This window comes from Nonomuraea sp. NPDC001699, from assembly GCF_053596455.1.
The window spans coordinates 476,754-499,595 of the sequence record NZ_JBSFGF010000004.1; the positions used below are offsets into that span (position 1 = coordinate 476,754).

25 protein-coding genes are annotated in these 22,842 nt (G+C 72.4%); 17 read left to right on the forward strand and 8 right to left on the reverse strand.

The annotated features are described in order from the left end of the window. Positions 1 to 70: 70 nt before the first annotated feature. On the forward strand, positions 71 to 1,012 hold the full coding sequence (locus ACWCSU_RS15815) for a helix-turn-helix transcriptional regulator (protein ID WP_449935639.1): 942 nt from the start codon (positions 71 to 73) through the stop codon (positions 1,010 to 1,012). A 172-nt stretch (positions 1,013 to 1,184) separates the two neighbouring features. Here the strand turns inward: ACWCSU_RS15815 and ACWCSU_RS15820 are convergent, their stop codons facing one another. After that, on the reverse strand, positions 1,185 to 2,060 hold the full coding sequence (locus ACWCSU_RS15820; RefSeq protein WP_449935642.1) for a winged helix-turn-helix transcriptional regulator: 876 nt from the start codon (positions 2,058 to 2,060) through the stop codon (positions 1,185 to 1,187). A 54-nt stretch (positions 2,061 to 2,114) separates the two neighbouring features. On the opposite strand from ACWCSU_RS15820, the gene ACWCSU_RS15825 reads away from it, so the two are divergent. Both ACWCSU_RS15825 and ACWCSU_RS15830 read left to right on the forward strand, forming a co-directional pair. Further along, positions 2,115 to 3,386 (forward strand): MFS transporter, encoded by a 1,272-nt coding sequence (locus ACWCSU_RS15825; RefSeq protein WP_449935644.1) that lies wholly within the window; start codon positions 2,115 to 2,117, stop codon positions 3,384 to 3,386. A gap of 56 nt (positions 3,387 to 3,442) precedes the next feature. After that, the gene (locus ACWCSU_RS15830) at positions 3,443 to 4,333 is read left to right on the forward strand and encodes an SMP-30/gluconolactonase/LRE family protein (RefSeq protein ID WP_357706182.1); all 891 of its coding nucleotides are present in this window, start codon (positions 3,443 to 3,445) and stop codon (positions 4,331 to 4,333) included. Here the strand turns inward: ACWCSU_RS15830 and ACWCSU_RS15835 are convergent. Further along, complete coding sequence (locus tag ACWCSU_RS15835; RefSeq protein WP_449935646.1) at positions 4,299 to 5,216, reverse strand: LysR family transcriptional regulator; 918 nt, start codon at positions 5,214 to 5,216, stop codon at positions 4,299 to 4,301. The two genes, ACWCSU_RS15830 and ACWCSU_RS15835, sit on opposite strands and share 35 nt — an antisense overlap. An 80-nt stretch (positions 5,217 to 5,296) precedes the next feature. On the opposite strand from ACWCSU_RS15835, the gene ACWCSU_RS15840 reads away from it, so the two are divergent. Then, positions 5,297 to 6,502 (forward strand): MFS transporter, encoded by a 1,206-nt coding sequence (locus ACWCSU_RS15840; protein ID WP_449935649.1) that lies wholly within the window; start codon positions 5,297 to 5,299, stop codon positions 6,500 to 6,502. Positions 6,503 to 6,520: 18 nt separating this feature from the next. Here the strand turns inward: ACWCSU_RS15840 and ACWCSU_RS15845 are convergent, their stop codons facing one another. Further along, positions 6,521 to 8,107, reverse strand: a complete 1,587-nt coding sequence (locus ACWCSU_RS15845; protein WP_364096115.1) for an amidohydrolase family protein — start codon at positions 8,105 to 8,107, stop codon at positions 6,521 to 6,523. A 261-nt stretch (positions 8,108 to 8,368) separates the two neighbouring features. Between ACWCSU_RS15845 and ACWCSU_RS15850 the strand changes: the two genes are divergently transcribed. From ACWCSU_RS15850 to ACWCSU_RS15865, 4 genes are all read left to right on the forward strand, one after another. Then, positions 8,369 to 8,950 (forward strand): hypothetical protein, encoded by a 582-nt coding sequence (locus tag ACWCSU_RS15850; protein ID WP_449935652.1) that lies wholly within the window; start codon positions 8,369 to 8,371, stop codon positions 8,948 to 8,950. Between the two features lie 143 nt (positions 8,951 to 9,093). Next, complete coding sequence (locus tag ACWCSU_RS15855) at positions 9,094 to 9,618, forward strand: sigma-70 family RNA polymerase sigma factor (protein WP_357706187.1); 525 nt, start codon at positions 9,094 to 9,096, stop codon at positions 9,616 to 9,618. Next, positions 9,615 to 10,310: an anti-sigma factor family protein gene (locus ACWCSU_RS15860; RefSeq protein ID WP_449935654.1), complete on the forward strand. Its 696-nt coding sequence runs from the start codon at positions 9,615 to 9,617 to the stop codon at positions 10,308 to 10,310. The genes ACWCSU_RS15855 and ACWCSU_RS15860 overlap by 4 nt, the downstream gene beginning before the upstream one ends. A gap of 17 nt (positions 10,311 to 10,327) precedes the next feature. Then, positions 10,328 to 11,176, forward strand: coding sequence for a PHP domain-containing protein (locus tag ACWCSU_RS15865; protein WP_357706189.1), 849 nt, complete (start codon positions 10,328 to 10,330; stop codon positions 11,174 to 11,176). A gap of 15 nt (positions 11,177 to 11,191) precedes the next feature. Here ACWCSU_RS15865 and ACWCSU_RS15870 read toward each other — a convergent pair whose 3' ends face one another. Next, positions 11,192 to 11,788, reverse strand: coding sequence for a dienelactone hydrolase family protein (locus ACWCSU_RS15870; protein WP_357706190.1), 597 nt, complete (start codon positions 11,786 to 11,788; stop codon positions 11,192 to 11,194). A 102-nt stretch (positions 11,789 to 11,890) separates the two neighbouring features. On the opposite strand from ACWCSU_RS15870, the gene ACWCSU_RS15875 reads away from it, so the two are divergent. Next, the gene (locus ACWCSU_RS15875; RefSeq protein WP_449935657.1) at positions 11,891 to 13,081 is read left to right on the forward strand and encodes an FUSC family protein; all 1,191 of its coding nucleotides are present in this window, start codon (positions 11,891 to 11,893) and stop codon (positions 13,079 to 13,081) included. A 23-nt stretch (positions 13,082 to 13,104) separates the two neighbouring features. Here the strand turns inward: ACWCSU_RS15875 and ACWCSU_RS15880 are convergent, their stop codons facing one another. From ACWCSU_RS15880 to ACWCSU_RS15895, 4 genes are all read right to left on the reverse strand, one after another. Next, positions 13,105 to 13,227, reverse strand: a complete 123-nt coding sequence (locus tag ACWCSU_RS15880; protein WP_449935658.1) for a hypothetical protein — start codon at positions 13,225 to 13,227, stop codon at positions 13,105 to 13,107. A 142-nt stretch (positions 13,228 to 13,369) separates the two neighbouring features. Further along, on the reverse strand, positions 13,370 to 13,738 hold the full coding sequence (locus ACWCSU_RS15885) for a hypothetical protein (RefSeq protein ID WP_357706193.1): 369 nt from the start codon (positions 13,736 to 13,738) through the stop codon (positions 13,370 to 13,372). 101 nt (positions 13,739 to 13,839) lie between these two features. Then, complete coding sequence (locus tag ACWCSU_RS15890; RefSeq protein ID WP_364096099.1) at positions 13,840 to 17,286, reverse strand: tetratricopeptide repeat protein; 3,447 nt, start codon at positions 17,284 to 17,286, stop codon at positions 13,840 to 13,842. 100 nt (positions 17,287 to 17,386) lie between these two features. Next, on the reverse strand, positions 17,387 to 18,079 hold the full coding sequence (locus tag ACWCSU_RS15895) for a winged helix-turn-helix transcriptional regulator (RefSeq protein ID WP_449935660.1): 693 nt from the start codon (positions 18,077 to 18,079) through the stop codon (positions 17,387 to 17,389). 176 nt (positions 18,080 to 18,255) lie between these two features. On the opposite strand from ACWCSU_RS15895, the gene ACWCSU_RS15900 reads away from it, so the two are divergent. The 8 genes from ACWCSU_RS15900 (at position 18,256) to ACWCSU_RS15935 (ending at position 22,819) form a co-directional block, all read left to right on the forward strand. Next, complete coding sequence (locus ACWCSU_RS15900) at positions 18,256 to 18,507, forward strand: MoaD/ThiS family protein (RefSeq protein WP_357706196.1); 252 nt, start codon at positions 18,256 to 18,258, stop codon at positions 18,505 to 18,507. Positions 18,508 to 18,579: 72 nt separating this feature from the next. Then, the gene (locus ACWCSU_RS15905; protein ID WP_357706197.1) at positions 18,580 to 19,245 is read left to right on the forward strand and encodes an LmeA family phospholipid-binding protein; all 666 of its coding nucleotides are present in this window, start codon (positions 18,580 to 18,582) and stop codon (positions 19,243 to 19,245) included. Positions 19,246 to 19,282: 37 nt separating this feature from the next. Beyond that, a complete protein-coding gene (locus ACWCSU_RS15910) occupies positions 19,283 to 19,795 on the forward strand; it encodes a sigma-70 family RNA polymerase sigma factor (protein WP_125643242.1) in 513 nt (170 codons plus the stop codon). After that, positions 19,795 to 20,607: an anti-sigma factor family protein gene (locus tag ACWCSU_RS15915; protein WP_449935662.1), complete on the forward strand. Its 813-nt coding sequence runs from the start codon at positions 19,795 to 19,797 to the stop codon at positions 20,605 to 20,607. Before ACWCSU_RS15910 ends, ACWCSU_RS15915 begins: the two co-directional genes overlap by 1 nt. A 28-nt stretch (positions 20,608 to 20,635) precedes the next feature. Further along, positions 20,636 to 21,094, forward strand: coding sequence for a thioredoxin family protein (locus tag ACWCSU_RS15920; protein ID WP_357706200.1), 459 nt, complete (start codon positions 20,636 to 20,638; stop codon positions 21,092 to 21,094). Between the two features lie 173 nt (positions 21,095 to 21,267). Continuing rightward, positions 21,268 to 21,681 (forward strand): DUF4395 domain-containing protein, encoded by a 414-nt coding sequence (locus ACWCSU_RS15925; protein WP_357706201.1) that lies wholly within the window; start codon positions 21,268 to 21,270, stop codon positions 21,679 to 21,681. Continuing rightward, a complete protein-coding gene (locus ACWCSU_RS15930) occupies positions 21,678 to 22,517 on the forward strand; it encodes a sulfurtransferase (protein ID WP_357706202.1) in 840 nt (279 codons plus the stop codon). The genes ACWCSU_RS15925 and ACWCSU_RS15930 overlap by 4 nt, the downstream gene beginning before the upstream one ends. Further along, positions 22,517 to 22,819 carry a DUF1416 domain-containing protein gene (locus tag ACWCSU_RS15935; RefSeq protein WP_357706203.1) on the forward strand — a complete coding sequence of 101 codons (303 nt, stop codon included), beginning with the start codon at positions 22,517 to 22,519 and terminating at the stop codon, positions 22,817 to 22,819. The genes ACWCSU_RS15930 and ACWCSU_RS15935 overlap by 1 nt, the downstream gene beginning before the upstream one ends. The last annotated feature ends 23 nt before the right edge of the window (positions 22,820 to 22,842 follow it).

Genomic DNA, 22,842 nt, shown 5'->3' on the forward strand with positions numbered 1-22,842 from the left:
GGCTTGTGAGAACCATGCTGCCAGCCAAAGTGCTCATCGAATGAGCACTTTTTCTGGCATCGTGGGAAACATGAGAGCGGATCGACTGGTGGCCGTCCTGCTGCTGATGCAGGCGCGCGGGCGGGTGACGGCGGCGGACATCGCCGCCGAGATGGAGGTGTCGGTCGCGACGGCCCGCCGTGACCTGGAGGCTCTGTCGGCCGCGGGCATCCCCGTCTACCCGCAGGCCGGGCGGGGCGGCGGCTGGGCCCTGCTCGGCGGCGCCCGTACCGACCTGTCCGGGCTCAAGGCCTCCGAGGCCAGGGCGCTGTTCCTGCTGCTCGGCCCGGCCGCCGCGATCGCGCCGGAGGCCAAGGCGGCGCTGCGCAAGCTCGTGCGCGCGCTGCCGTCGACGTTCCGGCAGGAGGCCGAGGCGGCGGCGGACGCGGTCGTGGTCGATCCGGCCCGCTGGGGCGAGCATCGCCGCACGCGTCCCGCGCTCGTCAATCTGCTGGAGGACGCGGTGGTCCGGCGCCGGGCGGTCCGGCTCACCTACTCGGGACGGGAGCGTGTCGTCGCCCCGTACGGCCTCGTCGACAAGGACGACACCTGGTACCTGATCGCCGGAACCCCCGACGGGCGGCGGACCTTCCGCGTCGACCGGGTCACCGACGCCGAGGTCACGGAGGAACCGGCCGACCGTCCGGCGAACTTCGACCTCGCGGCGGCCTGGGACGACGTCGTCACCGCGATGGAGGCGCGGCGCGCGACGACCACCGCCACCGCCACCATCGAGGCCCGCTACCTGCGCGTTCTGCGCGACCGCTTCGGCCGCCACTGCGAGGTGCTCCCCGACGGGGGCCAGGGCGAGCGGGTCCGGGTCGCGCTCACGGCGCCGACCGCGCTGGACATCGCCCGCCAGCTCGCGGGCTGGGGCGACCTCGTCGTCGTGGAGGGCCCGCAGACCGTCCAGGACGAGCTGGCGAAGCTCGCCGCCCAGCTCACCACGTTGTACGCCCGCCAGGCCCGGTGACGCGGCCGGTTCAGGAGACGTACAACATCCAGTAGGGGGGCCTGGCGTAGATGCTGCTCGGACGGCAGGAAGCGGTCTTCCCGGCGGCGGTGTACGGGGCGGCCGCACGCGCGCACGCGTCCGACGTCGGGTGGACGCCCTCCTGGGAGACGGCTCCCTCGGCTGACGGCCGTCAGCGGCTGCGGACGAGGGCGAGCATCTCGTCCACCGACCCGGCCGGATCGCTGATCGGGAACTGCACCGCCCGGATGACCGCGTCGGGGTCGACCAGCAGGGTGAGGCGCTTGAAGCGGTCGACGCCGGCCGCGCGGAAGGTGGGCAGCAGCAGCCCGGCGGCGAGCCTGTCGTCCTGGTCGGACAGGAGGGGATAGGGCAAGCGGGCATGCGTGACGAAGGCCGCCAACTGGTCGGGGCGCTGGGTGCTCACGCCCCGGATCGCGGCGCCCGCCGCCTCGAAGTCGGCGAACCGTGACGCGTAGGTGAGGGCTTCCAGGGTGCAGCCCTTCGTGCCCGGGATGTCGGCCCAGCCGGGCGGGTAGTCGTGGGCGTCGGGGGCGAAGGCGCCGGGGAAGAAGTAGAGCACGGTCCAGACGCCGCCCGGCGCGTTGGGCGCGACCGGCTCGCCGTCGTGGCGTTCCAGCACGACGTCCGGCAGCCTCCGGTCGACCAGGTCGTGCACGCGGCGGCTTTCGGCGGAGCCGTCCTCGCTGGTCGCGGTGAGGGCGCCGTCGCCCATCACGTGCCGGGTGCCCCAATCCTGCAGGGCGATCAGCGTGGGCAGCAGACCCTCGCCCTTCGCCGTCAGGACGTAGTCGTGGCGCGGCGGGCGGGTGGAGTAGGGCCGCCGTTCGAGCACGCCGTGTTCGACGAGCTTGGCCAGGCGTTCGGCCAGGGCCCGGCGGCTGACGCCGAGCTCGCGCTGCAGGCCGTCGAAGCGGGTGGTGCCGCCGGCGATGTCACGGACGACCAGGAAAGTCCACCAGTCGCCGATGACGCCGAGGGCCTGCGCGATGCCGCAGTCGGAGTCGTGGAGATCGGCGCGCTTCACAGGCTCCAGTATAGTGCGTTCCAGTTTGGAACTTACTCGGTGAGGAGCGCCAGGATGGGGATCGACAGCGGAGGTGGCGCGGCCGTCTTCTGGCGGTGGTGGACGGCCGGCACGACCAGCGCGGTCGGCTCGGCGGTCAGCGCGGTGGCGCTGCCGCTGACGGCCCTGACGGTGCTCGACGCCTCCGCGTTCGAGATGGGCCTGATCGCCGCCGCCGGGTACGTCGCCTGGATCGTGATCGGCCTGCCCGCCGGGGTGCTGGTGCAGCGGCTCCCCATGCGAACGGTGCAGGTCGCCGCCGACCTGGCCCGCGCGGCGGCGGTCGCCTCCGTCCCGCTGGCCTGGTGGCTGGACCGGCTGACGGTCGTCCAGCTCGTGATCGTGGCGCTGGTGACCAGCTTCGCGAACGTGCTCTTCGACGTCGCCAACTCGACCTTCCTGCCGTCGATCGTGAGCAAGGAGCAACTGCAGTCGCGCAACAGCCTGACGTCCGGCACGCACGCCACCACGCAGCTCGGCGGGCCGTCGGTCGGGGGTCTCGTCGTCCAGGTGCTCGGTGCGGTGCCCACCCTCCTCGTGGACGCGGCCAGCTACCTCGTCTCGGCCCTGCTGCTGCGGACCCTGCCCGAACGCCGCCCCGAGACCGCCGACCGCCGGCCGCCGATGCGCGAGATGATCCGCGAAGGTTGGCGGTTCGTCGTCCGCCACCCGGTCATGGGCCCGTGCATGTGGGCCGCCACCGCGGTGAACACGGTCTGCGGGGCGCAGCACGCGCTCTACGCGCTCTACCTGGTCCGCGAGCTGCACGCCGAGCCCGGCCTCGTCGGCCTGCTGCTGGCGGTGGAGGGCGTCGGCACGCTGATCGGCGCGGCGTTGACGAGCCGGTTCACGTCCAGGTTCGGCACCGCCCGCACGCTGGTCGCCGCGGGCTTCGTGTCGGTGGCCGGGGCGCTCGTCATCCCTCTGGGCGGCGGCTGGCAGGGCTTCGCCGCGTTCGCCGTCGGCAACGTGGTGTTCGCCGCCGGGGTCGTGGTGCTCAGCGTGGTGACCCGGACGTACCGGCAGCTCGCCAGCCCGCCCGAGCTGCTGGCCCGGGTGATGGCCACGGTCCGCTTCGTCTCCTGGGGCGCGATCCCGGTCGGCGGGCTGGTCGCCGGAGTGGTCGCCGGGTTGCTCGGCGCCCGGGCCACCCTGTTGATCTTCGTCGTCGCGGCCGTCTGCGTGCCGCTGGTCCTGCTGGCGTCGCCGGTCCGGCGCCTGCGCGACCTCACCGACTTCGAGTGGAGCGAGGAGGCCGTCGGCTCGCGTGGTGTGCCGATCACATGATGATTCGCGGAAGTGGCGGTGACGTCATGGCGATCTTGCGGCGACAGGATCACACCATGAAGCGCATCCCCCTCTTTCTGTCCACCGTCGCGCTGTTGACGCTGGTCGCCACGCCGGCCCAGGCCGCCGCGCTCCGCCCGATCGTCGTGCAGCCCTATGCCGACCTCACCGAGGGCGTCACCGTCGCGCCGGACGGCACGATCTACGTCGGGCTGCTGACCAAGGGCGAGATCAGGAAGGTCGACAGCACGGGCACCGACAGCCTGCTGGCCGCCCTGCCCATCGGCGAAGGCAAGCTGAACGGCCTGGCCACCGACCGGCGCGGCAACGTCTACGCCGCGCTCAACTCCGGCCAGGCCGCCACCAACGGCATCTGGCGGATCACCTCGTACGGCGAGGCCGAGCTCTACGCCGCGCTGCCGATCGGCTTCGCCAACGGCCTCGCCTTCGGCCCGGACGACGCGCTCTACGTCACCGACACCTCGAACAGCGTGGTCTACCGCGTGGCCGACGGCAAGGCCGCGGTCTGGGCGAAGTCGTCCCTGCTCGTCGGCTCGGACGGCACCGGGGCGAACGGCATCGCCTGGCGTTCGGGCGCGTTCTACGTGGCCGTGTCCGACGAGGCGCAGATCGTCCGCATCCCGTACGGCAAGGGCGGCAAGGCCGGCGTGCCGACCGTGTACGTCAAGGACGCCAAGCTGGCCGGCGCCGACGGCCTGGCCTTCGACGTGCGCGGGCAGCTCTACGTGCCGAGCTACACGGGCAACACCCTCAGCATCGTCCGCACGGGCGGCGGTGTGGAGGTCCTGGCCGACAAGCTGGACAGCCCGGCCAGCCTGGCCTTCGACGGCAAGGCGCTCTACTTCGTCAACATCGGCGGCAACGGCGCGCCCAGCCTGATGAAGACCAAGGTCAAGCTTCCCGGCCAGCCGCTGCTGCGCGGCTGACCCCGTTCTCGCCGGCGCCGGCCGGCGGGCCGATCAGGTCGAGGAAGGCCGTGGCCGCCGCGGACGGGTGGGCGCCCCAGATCAGGTGCTCCACCCGGGCCGGGGCGTCGCCGAGCCGGACGAGGCCGAGGTTCGGGAAGCGGGGGGCGTAGGCGGCCGGGAGCAGGCCGACGCCGAGGCCGTGCCGGACGAGGTCGACCATGAAGTCGCCGGAGGTGACCTCGAAGGCGACCTCGCGGTGGACGCCGGCCGCCGCGAACGCCACGTCCGACTGGATGCGCCCGGCGTGACCGGCGCGGAAGTCGATGAACGGCTCGTCGGCCAGGCCGCGCAGGTCCGTCCGGCCACCGGCCAGCGGGTGGTCCGGCGCGACGATCGCGACCAGCTCGCCCCTGGCCAGCGGGCGGCTCTGGACGGCCTTCGGCTCCGCGCGGGGCGGCAGGCCCAGGAAGGCGACGTCCGTCTCGCCGCGCCGGACACGTTCGATCAGGTCCTCGCTGCCGGCGGAGATGAGCGTGATGCGCACCCGCGGGTGCAGGCGGCGGAACTCCTTCAGCACGACCGGCAGGTCCACGGCGGTGACCGTGGGGATCGCGCCGACGGCGAGCCGGCCGCGGATCTCCCCGCTGGCCGCGGCCACCTCCGTCCGCGCCCGCTCGGCGGCCTCCAGGCAGGCGCGGGCCGCGGGCAGGAACGCCTCTCCGGCCGTCGTCAGCCGTACGCGGCGGCTGGTGCGCTCGAACAGCCGGGCGCCCAGCTCCCGTTCCAGGGCGGCGATCTGGTGGCTGAGCGCCGACTGCACGACCCGGCAACGCTCGGCGGCCCGGGTGAAGTTGCTGGTCTCCGCGACGGCGAGGACGTACCTCAGCTGTTGAAGCTCCATCCATCAATCGTGCCACGCGATAGATCCCGATCAAAACTATGTGTTGGACTCATCGATCGGTTGTCGGCAGGCTTGACGCCATGACGCAAACTCTTACGACGCAGGCGACCCGCCCGGCCTTCAGGGCATGGGCGGGGGTCGCCGCGATCACCGCCAGCCTTTTCGTCTTTCTCACGACCGAGTTGATGCCGGTGGGCCTGCTGACCCCGCTCAGTGAGGATCTGGGCATCTCCGTGGGCGTCGCCGGGTTGATGGTGACGTTGCAGGGCGTGTCGGCCGGGCTGGGCGTGCCGTTCATCGTGGCCTGGTCGAGGCGGGTCAACCGGCGGGTGCTGCTGTCCGTCCTGCTGGTGGTGCTGGCCCTGGGGAACCTGGTGACGGGCATCGCGCCGAACTACACGGTGATCCTGACGGCACGGCTCCTGCTGGGCTTCGCCAGCGGCGTGTTCTGGGCCATCGGCGTGAGCATGGCGATGCGGCTCGTCCCGGAACGGCAGGCCAACCGGGCCGCCGCGGTCGTGATGTCGGGCATCTCGATCGCCACCGTGGTCGGCATCCCGCTCGGCACCTTCCTGGAGAGCCTCACCGACTGGCGCACCACGTTCCTCATCTGGAGCGGGCTGAGCGCGCTGGTGTTCCTGACGGTCGCCGCCCTGATCCCGTCGCTGCCGTCGGCGAACGCGGTCTCCGTCCGCGAGGTGTTCGGGCTCCCGCTGCGGAACGTGCCGCTGCGCACGGTGCTGTTCACGGTGGTGCTGTTCGTGCTCGGCCACTTCGGGGCCTACACCTTCGTCCGGCCCTTCCTGGAGGCCGGCACGGGCGCGTCCCCGCTGCTCGTCATGGGGGTGCTGATGGTGTTCGGCGTCGCCGGCGCGATCGGCAACTTCATCGCCGGGCACACCGTGACCCGCAGCCTGCGGGGCAGCTTCGTCACCGGCGCCGCGGGGCTCGTGGTGGCCATGCTGCTGCTGCTCGCCTTCGGCGACGGCGCCACCGGGGCGATCGTGGCGCTGGTGGTCTGGGGGCTGTCGTTCGGGGTCGTGCAGCTCGCCCAGGTCAACATGACGCTCGCCGCCGCGCCGGAGACCTTCGAGGCCGCCATGTCGCTCAACACGATGGCCTACAACACCTCCATCGCGCTCGGCGCGCTCTTCGGCGGGCTGTTCGCCGACCACCTCGGGGTCACCAGCGTCGTCTGGTTCGGCGTGGCGCTGACGGCGGCGTCGCTGCTGCTCAACCTGGCCACCGGCCGGCGGACCTCGCGGTCCGCCCAGCCGGTCGCGTGAAGGACGGGGACGCCTGCCTCACGGCAGTCGCCGCGCGGCGGTCGCCTCCCACGTCCGCAGGTACGATTCCGCGCCGCTCGCCAGGTCACGGACGATGTCCTGACCGGCGAGCAGACGCATGTCCTCGATCCAGTCGGGGACCAGGCCGTAGTTGGCCACGCCGTCCACGTTGACGTCCCAGACCCGTTGCCCGGTGCGCAGCCGGTCGAGCCGCACGCTCCCGTCGTAGGACGCGAACGGGTAGGTCACCGGGTTCGCGGCGTTGCCCGCGCGCGGGGCGGGCAGCCGGCCCATGCCGTTGACGTCCAGGCCGTAGCCGTAGCCGGGCACGTTGTACTGCTGCCGCAGTGGCGCCGTACGCCGCCACTCCGCGACGAAGTCCTGGGAGTTGTGGCCGTACTGGGTGATCATGCCGCCGAGTGCGTAGATGCGGGCGAAGAAGTTCGGGTCGGCCCAACTGTGCGAGGAGATCACGCCCGGGTAGCGGGCCGCCTCCAGCAGGCCGAGCGTCTGGGCCGCGGCCTTGACGCTCATGTGGTCGATCTCCACCAGCATGCCGCGCCGGATCAGCCCCTGCACCATGTACGTCCCGAGCGAGGTCAGCCCCCGGGTGTTGCAGTGCGGCGCCGGCGGATACAGCGGCAGCGAGACGCCCGGCGGCAGCAGCCGCGCGATCTGGTCGGGCAGCACGCCGGCCGGGTCGATGGTGTTGTCGTGCTCGGGCCCCGTGCAGGTGCGGGCCTGCCAGAACGAGCCGGTGGCCAGCAGGTTGCCGACGTTGACGATCGCGCCCTGGGTGCCGGAGTCGAAGCGCACGCCGCACAGCGCGTTGTCGTACTTGTGGCAGACGAACATGCTGCGCACGCCGAGCGCGTACATCTCGTCCAGGCCCCGGTCGATCTGGGCCTTCGTGCACTGGGGGATGCCGAAGATCTGCCGGCAGCCGAACGGCTCCGACGTCTCGATCCCGAGGACGACGGCCAGCTTGCCGGCCGCGGCCACGGTCCTGGCCTCGGCGGGGTCGTTCACGATGCGGAACCAGCCCCGTCCGGGGCCGCCCGACTCGGCGTCGATGTGGTCCTGCAGCTCGCGGGCCCGCTGGGCCTGGAGGCGGATGGAGGACATCTCGTCGCAGGAGTACTTCTTCAGCGGGTAGATCGCGCACAGCTGCCGGTTGGCCACCAGGTCGTTGACCAGCACCCGGAGCCCGCCCCGCCAGGCGCGCTCGACCCAGGTGTAGTACGCCTGCTGGTGGGTCAGCGAGTCGTTGGCCGGCCAGTCGCGGAAGGTGGGATAGCCCACCGGGTCGTGGGTGCCGGTGGGCTTGCCGGTCCTGGTGAAGTTCTCGTACCAGGCCAGCTCGCCGTTCGGGTAGTGGTCGGAGCAGTCGGTCAGCGCCTGCTCGATGCCGTCGGGGTCGAACGGCTCGCCGCACATGAGCTTGCCGCCGAACGCCTCGTACGAGAACAGGTGGCTGTGGCCGTCCACGAAGCCGCTTACAGCGGCGGCGGCGTGCGCGGCGGCGGTGGGGACGGACGGCGCGACCAGCGCGCCGGTCAGGAGAAGGACGGCTGCGGCCGCCCGGCGGGTGAGACGGTGGAACACGGGACCACCTCCCAGGCTGCGGTACCGGGGTCGCCGCAAGCATCCACCGCCGGAGGGCCCCCGGCAAGACCGAACATGAGCTGATCTCATCTAAATTCGCGACCGAAATGCCAGGCGGCCAGGTGGCGGAGGCAGGCGATGATCCGGGGCGCGGCCCGGCGGCGGTCGTCGTCCCATGAGTTTTCCGCATGGGAGCCGTTGAACCCTGTCCGCGCGGACCGGCGTACACCCTGACGACGAGAACCGAGCCAGAGGACGGCGATGGACAGTCAGGGATGGGGCGGCGGGCTGGCCCTCCGGCCGCGCGACTACCTGGGGATGGGTGAGCCGCTGGCCGACGTGGTCGCGGCGGCGGGGCCGTACGAGGGCGAGGAGCTGCACCGGCTCGCCCTCGGCACGGCCGCGACCATGGCCAGGCTGCATCTGACCGGGATCGCGGGGCTGCGGCTCGGGCCGCACAACGTGCTGGTCGGACCGCTCGGCGAGGCGTCGTTCGCACCCGGCCCGAGGAGCAGCGAGCTGCCGCCGGCCGACGTGCGCGAGTGGGCCGACGTGATCGTCTTCGCCGCCGCCGGGCACATGGAGGGCGGAACCGGCCTCGACCGGTTGCCGCCCGTGTTGCGCGCTCTGGTCGACCAGTGCCGCGCCCCGGACCCCGCCGCCCGGCCGGCGGCGATGGAGCTGGTGCGCGTGCTGCTCGGGCATTCGGCCTCCGCCCGGCACGCCTCGGTGCGCGAGCTGCTGCGCGAGGCCGAGGCGTGGGCCGGTCCGTACGAGCCGGCGCGTCCGGAGGCCCGGCCGCGAGCGGCGGGCCGGCACGGCCGCGTGTCATCAGCTGAATGATCATCTTTTACTGCCGAATCGGCAAACCTGGTGATTTATGCAAATCCCGTATCTTGTTCCTCGCCCGTGACTAGGGCAATAATTCAATATCAGTAGTTGTCTGGGCGACATTTCATGATGTACGCAGCGCGAGGAGTCGCCGCGTGAATCATCGTGTGACCGACGAAGCCATGGTCCGGGCCCTGTACCGCGAATACGGGTCCCCATTGATGGCCTTCGCCGTCCGGCTGACGGGCGGCGACCGGCGCTGGGCGGAGGACGTCGTCCAGGAGACGCTGGTGCGCGCCTGGCGCAACCTCGGGGACCTGCGGACCGACAACGGCTCGTTGATGCCCTGGCTGGCCACCGTGGCCCGCCGGGTCGTGATCGATGACCGGCGCCGGGCCGGCACGCGTCCCCTCGACACCGTGGAGGAGGTCCCCGAACGCGCGAACGCCGTGGCCGCCGAGGACGACCGCCTGCTGCGCGAGATCGTGGTGACCGACGCCATGCTCTCGCTCTCGCCGGCGCACCGCCAGGTGCTCACGGAGACCTTCCTGCGTGATCGCACGTTGCAGGAGGCCGCGGAGACGATCGGCGTGCCCGTGGGCACGGTGAAGTCCCGCGTGTACTACGCGATGCGGGCGTTACGCATCGCATTGGAGGAAAGGGGCGTGGGGCTCCCATGAACGAGGTGCACCACGAGGACGTCGCGGCGTACGCGCTGGGCCTCCTGGACGACGACGAGCGCAACGCCTTCGAGCGCCACCTGCACGGCTGCCCGAGCTGCGCCGGCGAGGTCGGCGCGTTCGCGGCCATGGGGGAGCTGATGCGCGGCGTCGACCCCGACGACCTGCGCGCCGAGCCGGACGAGTCCCCGGTCGAGTCGCTGATCGTCCGCCGGGCCGCCGTGGAACGCCGCCGCCGGACCCTCCACCGGGGGATCATGGCGGCCGCCGCGTGCTTCCTCGTCGCGACCGGCGTCTTCCTGGCCGTCAACGCGGCGGCCTCGGGCCCCGACCCCGACAGCGTGCACAGCCCCGCCCGCGCGCTGCTCATGACCGGCCGCACCTACCCGGTCAGCGACCCCGCGACCGGCGTGTCCGGCGTCGTCGGCGTCGAGGACAAGGGCTGGGGCACCCACGTGGCGCTGGAGCTCAAGGGCGTCAAGGGGCCGCTGAAGTGCCGCCTGGTGGCCTTCGGCGACGACGGCCGCTCGGAGACCGTGGCGAGCTGGGGCGTGCCCGACAAGGGGTACGGCGTCGCCGGCGCCCCCGACGCCCTGCTGCTGCACGGCGGCACCAGCCTGACCCAGGACGACCTGAACCACTTCACCATCGAGACCCTGGACGGCCGGATCCTCGCGACCGTCCAGGTGTGACCGCCTACCATCGAGCGATGCGCATCGACCTGCACAGCCACAGCACCGCCTCCGACGGCACGCAGCCGCCGGCCGACGTGGTGCGCCGCGCCCGCGAGCGTGGCCTCGACGTGCTCGCGCTGACCGACCACGACACCGTCGCCGGGCACCGCGCGGCCGTCGAGGCACTGCCCGAGGGCCTGACGCTGGTGCCGGGCATGGAGCTGTCGTGCCGGCGGGCCGGGCAGAGCATCCACCTGCTCGCCTACCTCTTCGACCCCGCCGACCCCGAGCTGCTGGCCGAGTGCGAGCTCATCCGGCAGGCCCGCGAGGAACGCGGCAGGCTGACCGTCGAGCGCCTGGTCGAGCTGGGCGTGCCGATCACCTGGGAGCAGGTGTCCACGCTGGCCGGCGGCAGCCCGGTCGGACGGCCACACATCGCCCGCGCCATGGTCGCCGCCGGGGCCGTGGCCGCGCCCGAGGAGGCGTTCACGGCCGAGTGGATCGGCACGGGCGGCCGCGCGCACGTCACCCGCTACGCCCTCGACCCGGTACGCGCGGTCCGTCTGGTGCGCGCCGCCGGCGGGGTGCCCGTGCTGGCCCACCCGAAGGCGGTCAGGCGCGGCGAGGCCGTGCCCGACGAGTGGATCGCCGAGCTGGCCGAGACCGGGCTCTTCGGCGTGGAGGCCGACCACCTCGACCACGACGACGAGGCCCGCGCCCACCTGCGCCGCCTCGCCGCCGGGCTCGGGCTGGAGGTCACCGGGTCGAGCGACGACCACGGCGAGCTGACCGGCCACCGGCTGGGCTGCGAGACGACCGCCCAGGAGGTCTACGAACGCCTGGTCGGCCAGGCGAAGGGCGCCGTGCCCGTCACGGCGCGGTGAAGGGGGCCGTGCCCGTCACGGCGCCGTGAAGTAGGTGGTGAACCAGTCGCGGGCGTGCTCGGCGACGCTCTCCAGCGCGCCGGGCTCCTCGAACAGGTGGGTCGCGCCGGGCACGACCGTCAGGCGGGTGTCGGCGCGCAGGTGCCGCTGAGCCTCCTCGTTCAGGTCCACCACGATCGGGTCCCGGCCGCCGACGATGAGCAGCGTGGGGGCGCGTACCGCGGCCAGCCGCCCGCCGGCCAGGTCGGGCCGTCCGCCGCGCGAGACGATCGCGGCGATCGCGTTGTCCGGCTCGGCCGCCGCCCACAGCGCCGCCGCCGCGCCCGTGCTCGCGCCGAAGTAGCCGATCGGCAGCCCCGCCGCCTCCTCCTGCCCGCGCAGCTCCTCGGTACGCCGCAGCAGCCGCCCGGCCAGCAGCGCGATGTCGAAGACGTTCGCGCGGTCGGCCTCCTCCTCCGGTGTGAGCAGGTCGAACAGCAACGTCCCGAGGCCGGCTCTGTTCAGCACCTCGGCCACGTACCGGTTGCGCGGGCTGAGCCGGCTGCTGCCGCTGCCGTGCGCGAACACCACCACTCCCCGGGCGGCGTCAGGGACGACCAGGTCGCCGGTCATGCTTCACCTCCGACGGCGCGCTGCCCCGCTGCGCCACAACCTTGCCGCTACCCAGGCACGGCGACCTCTATCCACCGCCGGAATGGGCATTGACCTGGGAGTATGAGCAAAGAGCCGGGGCGCGAGCAGCAGAGCGCCGGCGCGCCGCTCGGGCGGATCGTCTCGGGCGCGGCGGCCGGGCTGGCACGTCTGCGCGCCCAGGGGTTCCGCGAGTGGCTGGGGGCCGAGCGGGAGGCGTTCGCCCAGACGGTCAAGGTGACGCTGGCCTGCGTGTTCGGGTGGTGGCTCGCCACGTTCGCGCTGAAGGTGCCGCTGCCCGTGCTGGTGCCGATCGGGGTGCTGCTCACGGTCTCGGCGACCGCCTACAGCACGGTCGTACGCGGGCTCCAGCAGGTCGGGGCGGTCGTGGTCGGGGTGGCGGCGGCGACGGGGCTGATCTGGCTGATGGGCGTCAACGCGCTGACGCTGGGCGTGCTGGTCGCGGCCGGGCTCGTGCTGACCCGCCTGCTCAACCTGCCGGCCCAGAACGTCCAGATCCCGATCACCGCCCTGCTGGTGCTCTCCCTCGGCCGCCTGTACGGCTTCGCGCGCCTGGCCGACGTCCTGCTCGGCGCGGCCATCGGCATCGCGGCGAACCTGCTCATCCTGCCGCCGCGCTTCGTCGAGCACGCGGCCAGGGAGTTGTGCGACATGTCGGCCGAGCTGGCCGACCTGACCCAGGACATGGCCGACGGGCTGAGCGGTCACTGGACCGAGGACATGGCCCGCGACTGGCTGGACCGCTCTCGCGAGCTGTCCCAGCGCCTGGAGAACACCAAGGACACCGCCGACCAGGCGGCCGAGTCCCTGCGCCTGACCTTCCGCCGCAGGCGCCGCTACGACCGCCGCCTGCGCCAGTCGGCCGAGGCGGCGACCTGCCTCGACCACGCCGGTCACCAGCTCAGGAGCATCGCCCGCGGGCTGGTGGACCTGATCGCCGGCGCCCGCGGCCTGCCCGGTGAGAAGGCCGCCGACCTGCCCGAACCTCTGGCCGACGAGCTGCGCGCGCTGTCGCGCATCTTCCGGAACTTCGGGCTGATCCAGGTGGGCAAGGCCGCGTCCAGGGACATGGCGGACCTGTGCGCAGCCCTGCGCGAGGGCGAGCACCAGCAGCGCCACCTGACCGCCGAGCTGGCCGACTCCCGCCCCAAGGGCCCCCTCTGGCCCCTGTACGGCGCCCTGCTCGACGACTGCGCCAGAATCCGCCACGAGTTCGACCCCGACACCGGCCCCCACCGATCCGCCTTCCCCTGACCCCCAAGGGCCCGCGAACCGTGTCATGATCCCCTGGTGATCGACGCGGAGACCGGCCGGTACTTCATCGCGGCGGCAAGGTCCTGGTCGTCGCCCTGCTCGCCACCCCCGCCGGGCCGGTCGAGCCGCGTGTCAGCGAGGAGCACAGCGACCTGCGCTTCTTCCCCGTGGACCGGCTGCCCGGCGACCTCGAAGCCGGTTACGCGCCGCTGATCCGGGCGGCCGTCAGGGCGTGGCGCGAAGACGGCGGGACGCCACCGCGCAGGTGACGGCCCGCCGCGCCCCCGCTCAGGCCAGAAGCAGCGCGGTGACGAACTGGAGCAGGTGCCAGGCCACGTACGCGGCCAGCGAGCAGAACGCCCACTCCTTGCTCCTGCCCACCCGAGCCACCCAGACCAGCACCTCCACCGGTTCGGACCGCGGCTTGACCGCCCGCACCGCGAAGTACGCCGCCATCAGCCAGGCCGCCCCCGACGCGGTGATCAGCCCGACCGAGAGGGCGAGCAGCACCCCCGGCCCCGGCGGCGGGTCACCGGGGGAGAGCTGGCGGGTCCAGGCGGCCAGCATCCCGGCCAGCAGGCCGAGCGTCACCCGCCGGTCCCTGCGCGCCTGTCGCTTGAGTGACTGCAGGTCTCGACGCACATGGTTCTTGAGCATCCGGATCACCTCCGTGTCGTCGCTGGTGGCACCAGCTAACGAGAAGGTCCGGAGCAGATCTGCGACCTCACTTCCGAGATTTCCCGACTTTTAGCGGTGTTTCAGGAGAGCTCCCGCAGCTCCAGCGCCGCCCGCCGGCTCTCGAAGACGTCCCCCACCTCCTCCAGCGTGCGCACCGCCTCGGCCAGGTGGGCCACCGCCGCCGCGCGGTCCCCGAGCCTGGCGGTGATCAGGCCGAGCGCCCGCAGCGCGCAGCCCAGGTCGCGCCGCGTCCCGCACTCCAGGTGCACGTCCCTGGCCTGCTCGGCGTGGGCCAGCGCCTCCTCGGCCCGGTCCAGGTCGAGCAGCACCATGGCCAGCGTCGTCAGCGCCGACGCCCACCGGTCCCTGGTGCCCCTCTCCTTCTGCAGCTCGACGGTCTCCCTGGCGTACTTCAGGGCCGCCGCGGGCTCGCCACCCGTGTGCAGCGCCTGCGCGATCGACAGCAGCGCGCTGGCCCTGTCGTCGCCCGTCTCCTCCCGGAGCGCCAGCGAGGCCCGTGCCGCCCACAGCGCCTGCTCGTGCCACCCCAGCGACAGGTACGTGTACGCCAGCGTCTCCTGGACGTCCGCCTCCGCCCGCCGGTTGCCCAGCCCCTGCACCAGGTCCAGCGCCTCCAGCGCGTACACGAAGGCCACCTGGGGGAGGCCCTGGCGGCGTCGTACCCGGGCCAGCCGGTTGAGCATGCGGGCCTCGACGGGCTCGTCGCGGATCACCCTGCTGATGCCGAGCGCCTGGTTCAGGTAGTCGTCGGCGCGCAGGTAGTCCGACAGCCGCCAGTGCACCAGCCCGATGTCGCCCAGCGTCTCGGCCTTGCCCTGCTCGTGGTGGAGCTCGACCTGCACCGCGAGCGCCTGCTCGTAGCAGGCCAGCGCCTCGTCGTAGCGCGAGCCGTTGCGCGCGATCCGGCCCAGGGCGCCCAGGGCGCGCCCGCACCCGTGCTGGTCGCCGGTGGCCGTGTACCCGGCCAGGGCGCGTTCGGCGTCGCGCCGGGCGTCCTGCTGCAGCCGGAGCCGGTCGTAGATCTCGGCCAGGCAGAGCAGCGTCTCGGACTCGGCGTGCTCGTCGCCCAGCTCGTGGCAGATCGACAGCGCCTCCAGGCCCTCCGACAGCGCCGCGTCCGGCTCGCCCAGGCTCTGCCGCACCCGGGCCGAGACGATCAGGCTCTGCGCGGTGCCCCTGCGGTCGCCCAGCTCCACCCGTACGCGCAGCGCCTGGCCGGCGTACCGGAGGGCCAGGTCGTGCCGTTCCTGCGACAGGTGCAGCAGGGCGAGCGTGTGCAGGCACTCGGCCACGCCGGCCAGGTCGCCGATCTCCCGGTACGCCTCCAGCGCCTCGCCCGCGCGGCGCAGGGCCTCGTCCCTGTTGCCCGCGATGCCGTGCACCTCGGCCAGGTCGTTGAGCGCGCGGGCCAGCCCCTCGCGGTCGCCGAGCGAGGTGAAGTCGGCCAGTGCCTCGCCGATGAACCTGGCCGCCAGCGTGGAGGGCCCGATGTCGCGGTGGATCGAGCCGAGGTGGCTGCGCATGAGCGCGACGGCCCGCCGGTTGCCCACCTGGATGGCCGAGGTCAGCCCGGCCTGCTGGACCTCCAGATTGTTCTCGTAGTACCGCAGCCTCCTGAACGGCTCGAACACGGCCTCGGCCAGCTGCCAGGCCATCCCGTACGCGCCGCTCTCCTCGGCCAGCCGCACCGCCGAGACCAGCGAACGCCGTTCGGCCTCGAACCACTCGCGCGGCGTTTCCGGATCGGTCGCGACCGCCAGGTAGTGGTCGAGCAGCCGCACCCTGGCCTCGCGCACCCCGGCCTCGGCGTGCCGGCCCAGCTCCCTGGCCTGCCACTTGACCAGGTCGTGCACCCGGTACCGCGACCCGGGCAGCGGCTCGACCAGGTACGCCCGGTGCAGCCCCTCCACCGCCGCCACCGCCTCGCCCACCGGCACGCCCAGCGCCGCCGCCAGCACCTCCGGCGCGAAGTCCCGCCCGGGAAGCAGCCCGACGTGCCGGAAGGCCCGCCGCTGCGCGTGGCTCAGCGACTCGTACGCCAGGTCCAGGGCCGACCTGAACGCCTCCTCCGGGTCCCCGGCCAGCGGCCGGTCCGGCGTACGCAGCTCCGCCGCCCGCGACCGCACGCTCAGCCCCGGATCCTCGGCCAGCTTGGCCGCCGAGATCCGCAACGCGTACGGATGGTACGAGCACACCCGGGCCAGCTCGGCCAGCGCGTCCCGGTCGGCGGCCCGCGGCGAGCCCGCCCCGAGCACCGACACCAGCAGCGCCACCGCGTTGCCCGGGTCGAGCACCGACAGGTCCATGAGGTCGGCGTGCCCGGTGGCCCGCAGCGGCGCCATCCGCGTCCGGCTGGTCACCAGCACCACGCAGTCCTTGCCGCCCGGCAGCAGCGCCCGCACCTGGGCCGGGTCGGCCGCGTTGTCCAGGATGAGCAGCAGCCTGCGCCCGGCGATCCTGCTGCGGTACAGCAGCATCAGCTCGGCCTCGTCGGCGGCCGGCATGTGCTCGCCCACGCCCAGCGAGCGCAGGATTTGCCCGAGCGCCTCGGCCGAGCTCATCGGCGGCTGGGTCGGCGACTGGCCGCGCAGGTCGATCATGATCTGCCCGTCGGGGAACCGGTCGGCGTGCAGGTGGCCCCAGTGCGTCACCAGCGCGGTCTTGCCCACGCCGGTCAGGCCCTGCACGACCATGGTGTTCGTCCGGCGTGGCCGGTCCAGCCAGGCGGTGAGCAGGTCGAGGCTCTGCTGCCGTCCGGTGAAGTCGGACACGTCGGAGGGAAGCTGGCGCGGCTTGGGCAGCTCGCCGACCGGCAGCGGCCCGGCCTGCGCGCCCGGCCGCGTGAGGAACGGCGTCACCCGGCCGCGCCAAGGCTCCGCCAGGTGCTCCCAGGCCCCCGCGGCCTCGCGCAGCGCCACCGGGTCGGCGATCCGCAGCCTCCGGTACGCCGGCCGCACCAGCCAGCCGCGCCTGACCCATTGCGCGAGCTGCCGCTGCACGACGTCCGGCGCGCTGCCCACGAGGTCGGCCAGCGTCTCCATGGACAGCGGCGGCGCCGCGGCGGAGGCCAGCCCGTACCGCTCCTCCAGGTGCAGCAGCCACACCGCCAGCCGGGCCGCGACCGGCGCGCGGGCCAGCGCCTCGTGCCTGCGGGCCGCCAGGTTCCTGGCGAACAGCTCCTGGACGAGCGCCGTCGCCACGGCCGGGCCCGCCGAGGCGTGCTCGCGTAACCGCCGCAGGTCGATCGGCCAGGCCCGGACCTCGGTCAGGGCGTCCACCTTGACGCGTTCCCCCGGGCTCCAGAAGGCCAGCTCGCCCACGAGGTCGCCGGGGCCGCGCAGGTCGTGCACGACCTCCCGGTCACCGCCGGGCACGTGCTCGCGGGCATACCCGTGGTCGATCAGGTGGACGCGGCTGACCGGCCGGACCGGCGAGCAGATCAGCTCGCCGCGGCGGAAGAGGCGGGGGCTCGCGCCCTCGTCCACGAGTGACCTGAACAGACCCACGCCGCCACCACCAATCTGGGGACGGCGGTGTCCTCGACCTGACAGGTTGGAAACAGTCCCAACGACAAAGTGTCACATCGGGCGAACACGGGTCAACGGATCACACGTGCGCGGAATCGCTCCGGTCGGGCACGAACCGGTAGCCGACGTTGCGCACGGTCCCGATCAGCGACTCGTTCTCGGTGCCGAGCTTGGCGCGCAGCCGCCGGACGTGCACGTCGACCGTCCTGGTGCCGCCGAAGTAGTCGTAGCCCCAGACCTCCTGCAGCAGCTGGGCGCGGGTGAAGACCCGGCCGGGATGCTGGGCGAGGTACTTCAGCAGCTCGAACTCCTTGAACGTCAGGTCGAGCACGTTCCCGCGCAGCCGCGCGGTGTAGGTGGCCTCGTCGATCGACAGGTCGCCGCTGCGGATCTCGTCGGGGACGTCCTCGGCGGACACCTGCGACCTGCGCCCGGTCGCCATCCGCAGCCGCGCCTCCACCTCGGCGGGCCCCGCCGATTCGAGCAGCACGTCGTCGACCCCCCACTCGGCGGTCATGGCGGCCAGACCCCCCTCGGTCACCACCACCAGCAGCGGGCAGTCGATGCCCGTGGTGCGGATCAACCGGCACAGGCTCTTCGCCTGGACGAGCTCCTTGCGCGCGTCGACCACGACGGCGTCGGCGGGCGGCGTGTCGATGAGCGCCGACACCTCGGCCGGCGAGACCCGGACGGAGTGGAGCAGCAACCCGAGCGCCGGCAGCACCTCGGAGGACGGCTCGAGGGCGTTGGTCAGCATCAGCAGGTTGCTCATTACAGCCTCCTCAAACACGCAAGGACCCGGGGGCGACGTCGCCCAGGTCCTGTACGCGAGGATATCCCACGGCCTGGTCGCGTCCATTGCGCGTCCACCAGGTGAACAGCGGATCCTTTGAAACACGCGTGTTAAGAACGGCGCACAATAGAGCCGAGTCGATTGTGAGGCAGCGCATGGCCACTGGAAAAGTACGTTATTGGGCGGCGGCCAAGGAGGCCGCCGGAGTCGCGGAAGAGTCGTTCGACGCGACAACTCTTGAAGAACTGATGACGAAAATCACAGAAAACCGGGCCGAGCTCGCCCGGGTGGTCGGCCGCTCGTCCTTCCTCGTCGACGGCGCTCCCGTGGGCAGGCGCGCCCACGACACGGTCGTGCTCGGCGAGGGCGTCACGGTCGAGGTGCTGCCGCCCTTCGCCGGCGGGTGATCCGCGGCTCCGGCGGGGAAGGAGAACCGCCGGATCGATAGGCTCGAACCCCCGCCGACGACAGGGAGCCCCATGCGCAAGCTGATCATGTTTCTGCTCGTGCTGGCCGTCCTCCTCGTCGTCGTCGACCGCGTCGCCGTGGCCGGTGTGGAGCGCGACCTCGCCAACCGCATCGCCGCCGCCTCCGACCTCGGTGACACCCCGAAGGTGAGCATCGAGGGCATCCCGTTTCTCACTCAGGCCGTCTCGGGGCACTATCCCGAGGTACGGTTCGATCTCGGCACCCTCACCTACGGAGGCGTGCCGGTGCAGAACCTGCGCGGCGCCGCCTACGACGTGACCGCCCCCCTGTCCGACGTGCTGCAGAACCGAGCCGACGTCCGGGCCGGGCGCGTCACCGTGAGCGGCACGCTCACCCGGGCCACGATCGACAAGTACGCGCCCCGGGGCATCAAGATCAGCGGCAACGGGAGGCGGCTCGTGGCGTCGGGAGAGGTGACGGTGGGGGCGCAGAAGATGCGGTTCAACGCGGAGATGCGGGTCGACGTGGCCGACGGCGGCATCCGGCTCCAGGCGGAGAAGATCCAGGGCCTGCCCGACCAGCTCGCCCACTTCGTGACCTACACGATCCCGTTCAAGGGCGGGCTGCCCTTCGACGTGAAGGTCACCGGGGTCAAGAGCGTGGCCGACGGATTGGAGTTCTCGGCCGAAGCGTCTGACGTGCCCATCCGTGGATGAGCCTGAACCGCTGCGGCCCCCCGTACGTGATGAGGGCGTGAGCGCAGCAGGCACCGCGGACGAGGAGCTCGTACGCACCCTCTTCGACGAGCACGCCGGGCCACTCTACGGGTACGTGCTGCGACTCACGGGTGATTCCGGACGTGCGGAGGACGTGGTGCAGGAGACGCTGCTGCGGGCCTGGCGGCACCCCGACGCCCTCTCCGGCCGTCCCATCCGGGCGTGGTTGTTCACGGTGGCGCGTAACCTCGTGGTCGACCAGCACCGCGCCAAGAAGGCGAGGCCGCAGGAGACCGGCGACGAGGCGCTCGCGGTCCTGCCGGCCGACGACGAGCTGGAACGGGCGGTCGAGTCGTGGGCCGTGGCCGAGGCGCTGGCCGCGCTGCGGCCCGAGCACCGCGAGGTGCTGCTGGAGGTCTACTACCGGGGGCGATCGGTGAAGGAGGCGTCGGCGACGCTGGGCATTCCGCCGGGCACGGTCAAGTCGCGCACCTACTACGCGCTGCGCGCGCTCAAGCTGGCACTTGAGGAGCGGGGGCTGGCGCCGTGATGACCTGTGAAGAAGTGCGCATCGCGATGGGCGCGCACGCCTTGGGCGCGCTCGAACCCGACGAGGCGCTGGAGATCGACAACCACCTGGCCACCTGCGAGACCTGCGGCGCCGAGCTGCTCGAACTCGAAGGCGTCGCCGCCTTCCTCGGCAAGGTGTCCGAGCGCGACGTCGAGCTGGTGGCCAGCCCGCCGCGCCAGGTGCTCGACCGGCTGCTCAACGCCCGCGCCCGGCGGTACCGGCGCGGGCGGCTCGTGCTGGCCGTGGCCGCCTCCGTCGCGGTGATCGCCGTCGGCGGCACGGTCTGGACCGTCACCCGCCAGGACACCGCGCAGCAGTCGGCCGCCGCGCCCGCGGCCGCCTCCGGGTCCTCGGCGGCCGACGACTCGCTGAAGAGCGAGTCCTACGTCGCCAGTGACGCCGCCCCCGACACCCGGCTCAAGAAGGCCGTCCCGTCACCGAGCACGATGCCCACGAAAACGGGGAGAACCGCCGATGGCCGGGCGTTCAAGGGCGAGAACCCGGCCAAGGACTACTACGCCACGGTCTACGCCCTGCCCGGCGGCGCGACCACCGAGCTGCTGGTGACCGTGCGGAACGTGCCGGTCGGCACCGAGTGCAGCCTGGCCGTCTACGACGACGGAGGGCGGCGCGAGATCGCCGGGAGCTGGACCGTCAGCCGCGAGAGCTATCGCAAGGAGACCGTCTTCCAGATGGAGACGCCGGTCCTCATGCGGAACATCACCCGCTTCGAGGTCGTCGACCAGGCAGGACGCGTCCTGGTCGAGGTCGCCGGCCCGGCGCGGAAGTAATCGCGGGCCGTCATGGTTGCAGCCTGAGGTGACGGGCCTGTGGATCGCGCTGGCGACGCTGGCGCTCGGTACGGTGATCGGGGTGGTACGTCTGCGCCGCGACGGACGGGTGCGCGCGGCGGCCGGAGAACGGCTGACCGCGGACATGCTGGGCGCCGCCATGGGCGAGCGGGCCACGCTGGTGCAGTTCTCGACCGCGTTCTGCCAGCCCTGCCGGGCGACCAGGCGGGTGCTGGCCGACGTGAGCGCGCTCGTGCCCGGGGTGGCGCACGTCGAGATCGACGCCGAGTCCCGGCTCGACCTGGTGCGCCGGCTCGACATCATGCGCACGCCCACAGTGCTTGTGCTGGATCCGTCAGGGAACGTCGTCAAGAAGGCGTCTGGCCTGCCGCGGAAGGCCGACGTGCTGGCCGCGCTGGGGGCCGCGATCCCCTCCGGGGAGTCATCGCCGTCTCACGAACTGTCTCAGAACTCGGACGAGATGTGACAGATGGCGAGACGACGAGTAGTGTCGACGCCATGAACCCGTCGACAGAGCTGCTCACGAAGCGGCGCGCAGTTGATTTCTGCCGCGTCGCCACCGCGCTCTGTCGCGCTGCCTGAGGACGGTCACCGCGGACATCTGGTCCGCCCCATCGCCCCCTTCAGGAGCATCCTGTGATGCGTGCTGATCCCAGAGCCCTGCGCTTCGCCGCGGCCATCACCACCCTGGTCCTCGCTCTCGTCCTCGTGACGGGCAGCGCGTGGCTGCTTGCCGCCCAGGCTGTGGTCTTCGCACTCGGAGTCGCGCGGCTCTCGCCGTACACGATGCTCTTCAAGGCGCTCGTCAAAAGCGCCCCGAAGGAGACGGAGGACGCTCGCCCGCCGCGGTTCGCGCAGGGGGTCGGGCTGCTCTTCGCGGTCGTGGGGCTGGCCGGGTTCGCCGCCGGGATCACATCGCTGGCCCTCGGGGCCACGGCCGCGGCTCTCCTCGCCGCCTTCCTCAACGCAGCCTTCGGATTCTGCCTCGGCTGCGAAACGTACCTGCTCACCCGCCGTCTACTGCCCGCCGCCAACATGGAGGTTTCCGAATGAGCCGCTCCGCCGCCCTGGTGGACGCCGACTGGGTCGAGGCCAACCTCGACACCCCTGGCGTCGTACTCGTCGAGGTCGACGAAGACGTCAGCGCCTATGACAAGGGCCACATCCGTGGCGCCGTGAAGGTCGACTGGCGGCAGGACCTGCAGGACCCGGTCCGCCGCGACTTCGTGGACAAGACCGGTTTCGAGGCCCTGCTGTCGGACCGCGGCATTTCCAACGATGACACCGTCGTGCTCTACGGCGGCAACAACAACTGGTTCGCGTCCTACGCCTACTGGTACTTCAAGCTCTACGGCCACCAGGACGTCAAGCTGCTCGACGGCGGGCGCAAGAAGTGGGAGCTCGACTCCCGCGAGCTGGTCCGCGACGTGCCCGAGCGCGCCAAGACCCAGTACGTCGCCCAGGAGCAGGACTCCGCGATCCGCGCCTTCCGCGACGACGTGGTCTCCGCGATCGGCAAGCTCAACCTGGTCGACGTGCGCTCGCCCGACGAGTTCACCGGCAAGCTGCTCGCCCCGGCCCACCTCCCGCAGGAGCAGGCCCAGCGCGGCGGCCACGTGCCCACGGCCCGCAACATCCCGTGGTCCAAGGCCGCCAACGACGACGGCACCTTCAAGTCCGACGACGCGCTGCGCGCCCTCTACGGCGAGGCCGGCGTCGACTTCGGCAAGGACACCATCGCCTACTGCCGCATCGGCGAGCGTTCGGCGCACACCTGGTTCGTGCTGCACGAGCTCCTCGACCAGGCCAACGTGAAGAACTACGACGGTTCGTGGACCGAGTACGGCTCGCTCGTGGGCGTGCCGATCGAGCTGGGAGAGGCCCGCTGATGACCACTGCACAGGGTTGCGGAGCGCCGGAGCAGACCATCGCGCTGCCGGCCGGGATCGATCTGTCCAACCAGGCCGTCATCCAGGGCGTGGTGACGGGCGCCACCACCGCCTACGCGCGGCTGCTCGACCACTCCGGCGAGTTCACCGGTGAGGTCGTCGTCTCCGACGACGGCGTCTTCCGCTTCTTCGCCGCTCCCGGCGACTGGACCGTCCGCATCATCGCGGGCGGCGGCGTCACCCGGGACGTTCAGGTGGAGGCCAGGCTGGGTGAGGTCTCCCAGCTCGCGGTCGCCGTCTGAGCCCGACAGCGTCAAGGCGGGGC

Coding starts and splice junctions, on each gene's coding strand:
- ACWCSU_RS15840 (WP_449935649.1), top strand. CDS start 5,297: ATGACGCAAACTCTTACGACGCAGGCGACCCGCCCGGCCTTCAGGGCA.
- ACWCSU_RS15825 (WP_449935644.1), top strand. CDS start 2,115: ATGGGGATCGACAGCGGAGGTGGCGCGGCCGTCTTCTGGCGGTGGTGG.
- ACWCSU_RS15865 (WP_357706189.1), top strand. CDS start 10,328: ATGCGCATCGACCTGCACAGCCACAGCACCGCCTCCGACGGCACGCAG.
- ACWCSU_RS15850 (WP_449935652.1), top strand. CDS start 8,369: ATGGACAGTCAGGGATGGGGCGGCGGGCTGGCCCTCCGGCCGCGCGAC.
- ACWCSU_RS15875 (WP_449935657.1), top strand. CDS start 11,891: ATGAGCAAAGAGCCGGGGCGCGAGCAGCAGAGCGCCGGCGCGCCGCTC.
- ACWCSU_RS15860 (WP_449935654.1), top strand. CDS start 9,615: ATGAACGAGGTGCACCACGAGGACGTCGCGGCGTACGCGCTGGGCCTC.
- ACWCSU_RS15815 (WP_449935639.1), top strand. CDS start 71: ATGAGAGCGGATCGACTGGTGGCCGTCCTGCTGCTGATGCAGGCGCGC.
- ACWCSU_RS15925 (WP_357706201.1), top strand. CDS start 21,268: ATGCGTGCTGATCCCAGAGCCCTGCGCTTCGCCGCGGCCATCACCACC.
- ACWCSU_RS15885 (WP_357706193.1), bottom strand. CDS start 13,738: ATGCTCAAGAACCATGTGCGTCGAGACCTGCAGTCACTCAAGCGACAG.
- ACWCSU_RS15915 (WP_449935662.1), top strand. CDS start 19,795: ATGACCTGTGAAGAAGTGCGCATCGCGATGGGCGCGCACGCCTTGGGC.
- ACWCSU_RS15930 (WP_357706202.1), top strand. CDS start 21,678: ATGAGCCGCTCCGCCGCCCTGGTGGACGCCGACTGGGTCGAGGCCAAC.
- ACWCSU_RS15870 (WP_357706190.1), bottom strand. CDS start 11,788: ATGACCGGCGACCTGGTCGTCCCTGACGCCGCCCGGGGAGTGGTGGTG.
- ACWCSU_RS15935 (WP_357706203.1), top strand. CDS start 22,517: ATGACCACTGCACAGGGTTGCGGAGCGCCGGAGCAGACCATCGCGCTG.
- ACWCSU_RS15905 (WP_357706197.1), top strand. CDS start 18,580: ATGCGCAAGCTGATCATGTTTCTGCTCGTGCTGGCCGTCCTCCTCGTC.
- ACWCSU_RS15835 (WP_449935646.1), bottom strand. CDS start 5,216: ATGGAGCTTCAACAGCTGAGGTACGTCCTCGCCGTCGCGGAGACCAGC.
- ACWCSU_RS15900 (WP_357706196.1), top strand. CDS start 18,256: ATGGCCACTGGAAAAGTACGTTATTGGGCGGCGGCCAAGGAGGCCGCC.
- ACWCSU_RS15830 (WP_357706182.1), top strand. CDS start 3,443: ATGAAGCGCATCCCCCTCTTTCTGTCCACCGTCGCGCTGTTGACGCTG.
- ACWCSU_RS15895 (WP_449935660.1), bottom strand. CDS start 18,079: ATGAGCAACCTGCTGATGCTGACCAACGCCCTCGAGCCGTCCTCCGAG.